The sequence below is a fragment of the Brucella sp. HL-2 genome (assembly GCF_025846885.2).
In the GTDB taxonomy this organism is placed as follows: domain Bacteria; phylum Pseudomonadota; class Alphaproteobacteria; order Rhizobiales; family Rhizobiaceae; genus Brucella; species Brucella quorumnocens.
The window spans coordinates 1-6,709 of sequence record NZ_JAOYTK010000051.1; the positions used below are offsets into that span (position 1 = coordinate 1).

The following is a 6,709-nucleotide window of genomic DNA, read 5'->3' on the forward strand; positions in this document are numbered from 1 at the left end:
CTGGGCCAGCATTCGGGTCAACAGGCGGTTCGCCCTCAGCCACCACAACAGCCGCATCATGCTCACCCTGCTCTCCTGCACCAGCCACCTCAGGCTGAGCACCAGTCTCATGACCGTCATCTGGTGTGCCCACTTGAGGCTCATTATGCGTGAGTTCTTCCACAGTGGTGGCAAGAAGTTCGCCAGTCGCAGTCTGCGTTCCATCCGGCGTACTCAAGTGCCCGTCGGCAACAATCTCTATCGGTGAAGGCTCGTGGTGACTATTCGGATCACCGTCATGATTGGCAACACGCGCTTGGCCATCAGACGCAATATAGTCATCGCCCATCATGTTTAAAAGATCATCGACCGAAGTCGGAATATTGGTCAAAGCGATTGGCGCTCCTAGTGAGCCCGAAGCATATCCGAAGTACTGCGCATAGTAAGTCGGAGTTCCGTTCCCGTCTTTTCCCTCCCAAACAACTATATAGGGCGAATTGTCGCCGGAGCTAATGAAAACTTGTGGATGACTGTTCGCATCCATCGCAATAATAATTTCCTTGCCAGGGGAAGCGGCCAGGGTACCATATGATTTTACGTGAAAATCGAAACCGCCATCGACGCGCTGGATCTTCCATGAAGCAATAAAGCCTGCGGGAGTGCCTATGCCATTATCGTTTTGTTGAAACGTGACATCGACCGAAGTCGGAATATTGGTCAAAGCGATTGGCGCCCCTAGTGAGCCTGAAGCATATCCGAAGTACTGCGCATAGTAAGTCGGAGTTCCATTCCCGTCTTTTCCCTCCCAAACAACTATATAGGGCGAATTGTCGCCGGAGCTAATGAAAACTTGTGGATGACTGTTCGCATCCATCGCAATAATAGTTTCCATGCCAAGGGAAGTGCCCATGGTACCATATGGTTTTAGGTGAAAATCGAAACCGCCATCGACGCGCTGGACCTTCCATGAAGCAGTAAAGCCTGCGGGAACGCCAGTGCCAGTATCGTTTTGTTGAAACGTGACATCGACCGAAGTCGGAATATTGGTCAAAGCGATTGGCGCCCCTAGTGAGCCTGAAGCATATCCGAAATACTGCGCATAGTAAGTCGGAGTTCCATTCCCGTCTTTTCCCTCCCAAACAACTATATAGGGCGATTTGTCGCCAGCGCTAATGAAAACTTGTGGATGACTGTTCGCATCCATCGCAATAATAGTTTCCATGCCAAGGGAAGTGCCCATGGTACCATATGGTTTTAGGTGAAAATCGAAACCGCCATCGACGCGCTGGACCTTCCATGAAGCAGTAAAGCCTGCGGGAACGCCAGTGCCAGTATCGTTTTGTTGAAACGTGACATCGACCGAAGTCGGAATATTGGTCAAAGCGATTGGCGCCCCTAGTGAGCCTGAAGCATATCCGAAGTACTGCGCATAGTAAGTCGGAGTTCCATTCCCGTCTTTTCCCTCCCAAACAACTACATAGGGCGAATTGTCGCCAGCGCTCATGAAAACTTGTGGATGACTGTTCTCATCCATCGCAATAATAGTTTCCATGCCAAGGGAAGTGCCCATGGTCCCATATGGTTTTAGGTGAAAATCGAAACCGCCATCGACGCGCTGGACCTTCCATGAAGCAATAAAGCCTGCGGGAACGCCAGTGCCAGTATCGTTTTGTTGAAACGTGACATCAGCATCAGCGTCGCTGTCACTATCACTGTCCGAGTCACTATCGGAGTCTGAATCTGAGTCGGAGTCGCTGTCAGAATCTGAGTCAGAGTCGCTATCGCTATCGCTATCGCTGTCGGAGTCACTGTCGCTGTCTGAGTCCGAGTCACTGTCGCTGTCAGAGTCCGAGTCACTGTCGCTGTCAGAGTCTGAGTCACTGTCACTATCGGAGTCGGAGTCGGAGTCGCTGTCTGAATCTGAGTCGCTGTCACTATCGGAGTCGGAGTCGCTGTCAGAATCTGAGTCAGAGTCACTGTCGCTGTCGCTGTCAGAGTCTGAGTCACTGTCGCTATCCGAGTCGGAGTCACTGTCACTATCGGAGTCGGAGTCGGAGTCGCTGTCACTATCACTGTCCGAGTCACTATCGGAGTCTGAATCTGAGTCGGAGTCGCTGTCAGAATCTGAGTCAGAGTCGCTATCGCTATCGCTATCGCTATCGCTATCGCTATCGCTATCGCTATCGCTATCGCTATCGCTGTCGGAGTCACTGTCGCTATCCGAGTCGGAGTCACTGTCACTATCGGAGTCGGAGTCGCTATCCGAGTCACTGTCGGAGTCGCTATCGCTATCCGAATCTGAGTCACTATCGGAGTCAGAGTCACTGTCTGAATCTGAGTCGCTGTCACTATCGGAGTCTGAGTCTGAATCGCTGTCAGAGTCACTATCGCTGTCCGAATCGCTATCGGAGTCAGAGTCAGAGTCAGAGTCAGAGTCTGAATCATCTTTAGGCGCAACAATCTCCTGTGGTGGGGCTTTCTCACCATTGTTCGGATTGGTCACGATGACTTCCAGATGCTGGCCCGATGTCTGTGGCGGATGGACTTCAATGACAACATTGCCGTCCTTATCGACAGTACCAGTCCCGATCACTTTTCCATTCTTATCGGTCACCTCAACAATCATGCCAGGCTGACCTTTGCCTCCAATGGTCTTGCCATCAGGAGAAATATAGGCTCCGGTCAACTGATGAGGTTTGTCGTGGTCACCATCGTCCTTCTTGCCGCCAGCAGCGGCAGCCGCAATACCGGCAATGCCTGCAAGACCGGCAATGCCCAGAATGACACCCATATTCCCCATGCCGCCAAGTCCAGCAGCTCCGCCGATCACCGGTTGAAGCGCGCCTTCGAGTGCGTGAGGAAAGGATACACTGACATAGTCAGGATGAACTGCACCCGCTTCAGTGTTGTCCGAATAAAAACGAAGAACCGGATCCTGGTCTTCCCGCTCATGGAAATAGCCCACCAGACGGATCACTTCACCCGATGAAAGCTTCAGGTAAAGATCATTGCCATGGCGCTCATACGAGACAACATCTCTCGCGTGGATATCAAGCGTCACCTGCTTTGCAGCGCCGACATTGACCTGACCACCCTTGCTAAACTCCCGCACCGTAGTGCTGCCCTGAGTAGAAACAACCTGAACGTGGACTTTCATGAGATATCCTTAAAAAACGATAATATAAATAATGTTAAAGCCATATCCAAAAAGAACACGGCCTGACCGTAACAATCGACCGACGCACTCCAATATTGTTGTTAAATATTAGAAATACGTGATGATATTACAGTCGTTTCGGCATGACAATTACGCTTGCAAACTGAATGAGTCAACAATACTACACATCTATAGTATTACTAATATATTGATTTACTTAGATAGTGCTTCCATTCACTGCAAATACCCTCCCATGTCGACGTTCTTGCATTCAACGGCAGCCTCAAGCGGCTCGCGTTTTTTCATATCCTGAAATAGCCCCCGAATTATCCGGACATTTTCTCACCCTTAATTAGAGGGTAGGGTGGCGTTGGTGCATGGATGCGTTTGTTGGCGGATTTCGGACTTTGAGGTGAGTTTTATGAGGCTTTGTCTGTGACGCGGACGGACTTCGGCCGTGCACAGCCCAGCATACGATTGAGTGCGCTACAGCCAAGGGCAACTTCTGTTTGCTGATTGGTAAATCTGCGGGACCGTAACCGGTTACCAATGATGGATTTGTAACGACCCATTGATGTCTCTGCCCTGGCGCGTCTACCATAGCCGGTGATGACCTGCCAACCTGTCGTCCATATTCTGCGATTGCATTGCTGTGCCAGTCACGCTGATCCGGTGGACCATGATGTGTGTCCTGGGGTTTCCGCTTTCGCGGTGGAACGATAACACTGGCACCTGGGCTATGACATCGCATGGCTTTGTATGTCTCATCACTGTCATAGGCGCCATCTGCTGTGAAACTGGCGACGGGCGCAGCAATCTGCTCAAGCAGTGCTGCAAGCTGGCTGATGTCGCTTGTATTTTGATCTGTCAGAACCTTGGCGATGATTTCATCCGCCCCGGCATCCATGGCAAGATGCAGTTTGCGCTATTGTCTGGGGGACTTACGACCATGCTTGTCCTCAAGTCACTGGCCCGCGCGATAGATCTTCAGCCCTGTGCTGTCGATGAGAACATGGATGAGGCCGCTGTCTGCTTTTACCTCGTTATGACGCGCAGTTCTGCAAAGCGAAAGAGTTGTACAGCGTCTGCTCAACGTCGTGTGATCGGGCACCGGAAGATCGACACGCAACAGCCTGAACAAAGAGGTCATCAGCCCTTCGGTCTGACGCAAGGGCTGATCGAAGACGATCCCGCACATCAGGGCTGTTTCAATCGCCAGATCGGAATAGCGCGATTGAGCACCCGGTGTCGTACGCCGTGGTGCAAATCAGCCGGAACTCGCACCTTCACTGACCCAGAAAGTGATGCTGCCGCGTTGGCGCAAACCTGCCTCATACTGAGCCCAGTTGGTGACCCGGTATTTTTGCTTGGGGATCTTATGGCGATAATCAGAATTGTGTTTGAATGGCATGGGCAGGATCCGCAACAACTGAAACCAAACCTATACCATCCAACTCTATATGATCCTTAAAACCGAAAACCCATCCGTGCACCAATGCCCCGCGCGGCTTTGATCTGCCTTTCAACCGCTCAACGAGATTTGAACGGGACACGCCCAGCGTATTTGCGACTGTCTTCATCGGGAACCGTCCTTCAGCAACAAGATCGGCCGCGAATTCGTTTTTTTGAGTCCGCTTTGGAAACGGCTTCGCGGAGGATTTCGACCTCCATCGTTTTGCGGCCGAGCATGCGCTCCAACTCACGGACGCGCTCTTCCAGCTTCTTTACTTCCGAATTGCCGACAACTGGCTCGTCAGAATCCACCGCTGCAGCACCTCCCTCGCTCAAAAGCCTGCGCCACCGGTAAAGCAGATTGGGCGCAACGCCATGGCGGCGAGCGGTCGAAGATACCGTCTCGCCTGGCTCGAAACTCTGCTCAATGATTGTCAGTTTCTGCTCAGTTGTCCACCTCCTGCGGCGGACATCACCAGTTAGCAATTCAACGTGTCTGAAGTCGTTGGACATAAGCCTATACTCAAGTCTGTGCTTGAGCCTTTCTGCTTATGCCGACTGTCCAGTCGAAATGGGTGCAGTTCAAGTTACTTGCAACCTTCTGACAGGTGGCGTTTAGGCGCAAGTCAGTGAAGAGCATACGGAATAGTTTTATCGGTGAATGAAAGTACTGGGAAGCATCCATCACGGCCGTTCAGGAAAGGGCCGAAGCTGATATACCTTCTGGTAAGCGAAAACAGAAATCGTTATTGCGCACACACAGGTTCAAATGGACAAGCCTTTGCCATGGAGGCCACCCACAAGGTTTGATGAAGCCGTCACGTTTGATAAACGTGCCATAGTGGTGATTATTCAGACCCACTGGCGCAGCCGTTTGCGACGTGCACTGCTCGTAGTGGCCGACACATGGAGCACGTCCCGAGAAGAGATTGTTCTTGTAGAACAGCATGAAGAAAGCCCAAACAGGGAGACGTCTAATGCTTAGAGCCTTACCTGAGAAGTCACAAAAACCCATCACGAAAATGTCGGACTATGAGTACTTTATCAGCCTATCGTTTCGCTTAAGCAAAATTTCAAACTCCTGGTGCGTGGACCAGGAGTTCTTATGCTGATCAACATTGTCTGGAAACTGGCAACACAATAATCACTGAGCCACTCGTAGGGATAGGCTCGTCGCTCCGGCGGCCACGTTCACCCCGACCGTGCCCGATGTGCTGAATGGTTGCAGGCCAATCTGTTTGCGCGAGCCTCCTATTAATGCGTGCACCCCAAGTCCAATGCCTAACGCACCACCGACTGAAACACCACCATATTGACCGGCAAGTGCACCATCCCCGACCCGTTGTCCGGCAGAGGTAACTACCATCCACTTTAGATATGATTTCCCTGTAATCCCAATATCCAGACCAAATTTGCCCAGGCGCCCCGAATATTTTTCTATTGATCCATCCCGGTGCCTAAAATCGCAGTTCACCGCCTTGCTCGAACCAATCAGATAACCAATGCCGCCTTCGACTTCACATGTCAGAAGCCCGAGCTGGGTCGTCTTGTTTACTGTAGGCTGAGGCGCGGCAAATGCTGCGGACATGCCACAAAAAACAGAAGCGACCGTGGTGTATAGAATAAAATTTTTCAAATTATATTTCCTTTTAAACGACCCAGGGTATGTAATAACCAGAAGGAGCTATGTATAGTGCATTTTGTAACGAACATATAATTGGGGTAATATTATAATATAGAAATTTATATTTATTAATTTTTCACGATAGAGATGCCTTTAATAAGGGAAACTCGCAAGAATTAATTTAATAATCAAGGTTACCTCATGAATGGCGATTGCTGCATCACTTCATGCAAGATCGGCTTTTAGCAAAACTGGCGTTGATTTGAGATACTGCGTTGCGCGTCTGCTGTTAACCAATTCGCCGCAGGGCCGGGTCTTTCGTCTGATCGGATTCGAACAGGCGAACGTATTAATCAGATGGGCGATGCGGCGCGTATTTTAGAGCGTCGGGCGCTAATCATGCAACACATTGAGCTGCTTTGAAGAAGTTTCGGCACTCTTGTGGCGAAAACAGATCGCAGACGGAGCCGAGGGCTCTCCATAGCTCGTCATAGGTG

General features: G+C 50.7%; 2 protein-coding genes and 2 pseudogenes. All 4 read right to left on the reverse strand.

Features of this window, described 5'->3' with window-relative positions:
- Window positions 1–3,136 (reverse strand): Ig-like domain-containing protein (locus tag OIV19_RS23170; protein WP_264234238.1); only part of this gene is annotated, 3,136 nt, incomplete at its 3' end.
- A gap of 419 nt (window positions 3,137–3,555) precedes the next feature.
- A pseudogene (locus OIV19_RS23175) lies at window positions 3,556–4,547 on the reverse strand (IS5 family transposase).
- A gap of 88 nt (window positions 4,548–4,635) precedes the next feature.
- Window positions 4,636–5,101: pseudogene (locus OIV19_RS23180) on the reverse strand (transposase); the annotation flags it as partial.
- A 631-nt stretch (window positions 5,102–5,732) separates the two neighbouring features.
- Window positions 5,733–6,224 (reverse strand): DUF992 domain-containing protein, encoded by a 492-nt coding sequence (locus tag OIV19_RS23185; protein ID WP_264234240.1) that lies wholly within the window; start codon window positions 6,222–6,224, stop codon window positions 5,733–5,735.
- Window positions 6,225–6,709: the final 485 nt, after the last annotated feature.